This window comes from Leucothrix pacifica (assembly GCF_003172875.1).
Taxonomy (GTDB): Bacteria; Pseudomonadota; Gammaproteobacteria; order Thiotrichales; family Thiotrichaceae; genus Leucothrix; species Leucothrix pacifica.
Genome location: NZ_QGKM01000063.1, coordinates 1 through 437, shown reverse-complemented (window position 1 = coordinate 437; position 437 = coordinate 1). Strand labels below are relative to the sequence as shown.

The following is a 437-nucleotide window of genomic DNA, read 5'->3' as shown; positions in this document are numbered from 1 at the left end:
ACCGGAACTGGTGGAGGTAATCACGTGACCTTGGGTGCGGCGCAACCAACGGATAGTCCCTTCCTGCGCAGACCTGAATTACTGCAAAGTCTGATTACGTACTGGCAGCATCATCCGGCACTGTCTTATCTGTTTTCCGGCTTGTTTATTGGCCCGACCAGTCAGGCACCACGGGTGGATGAAGGGCGTGATGAAAAGCTTTATGAGCTGGATATTGCCTTCTCGCAAATGCCAAAGGGTGAGACGGATCAGCCTTGGTTAGCGGATCGTTTGCTGCGTCATTTGTTGACGGATCTGACCGGTAATACGCACCGTTCTGAGTTCTGTATTGATAAGATGTACTCGCCGGACTCAGCATCGGGTCGTCAGGGAATTTTAGAATTCCGTGGCTTTGAAATGCCTCCGCATGCTCGTATGAGTCTGATGCAAGGTTTGTT

1 protein-coding gene is annotated in these 437 nt (G+C 51.0%); it reads left to right on the top strand.

Annotated elements, in window-relative coordinates; genetic code table 11:
• Positions 1 to 437, top strand: a 437-nt coding sequence (locus DKW60_RS24370) for a transglutaminase family protein (protein WP_181389767.1), incomplete at both ends; no start/stop codon positions are given.